Raw genomic sequence first — 218 nt, 5'->3', positions numbered from 1 at the left:
TTATGATTGTAACACCTATACCCATTACAACAATGAATTGATGCGCAACTTTAAGGCGACAAAGCCCAATGAAAAATGGGTAACAGATATCTCCTACATACAAACAAAAAAGGATTTGTATGACAACAGTATTGTGGGTTACAAATATGCAACGCAAATGCCGGCAAGCCTGGTGATTGAAACGGTACGTGCAGCAGTGAAAAACGCCAAGCCCTCCG

Annotated in this window: 1 pseudogene; it reads left to right on the top strand. The window is 41.3% G+C overall.

What is annotated here, in order from left to right:
- Window positions 1–218, top strand: a pseudogene (locus H6A12_RS13260) (hypothetical protein); the annotation flags it as partial.

The sequence above is a fragment of the Merdimmobilis hominis genome (genome assembly GCF_016901855.1).
Taxonomy (GTDB): domain Bacteria; phylum Bacillota; class Clostridia; order Oscillospirales; family Ruminococcaceae; genus Paludihabitans.
Note: the sequence above shows the minus strand (reverse complement) of the source record. Positions and strands in the feature narration are given on the sequence as shown.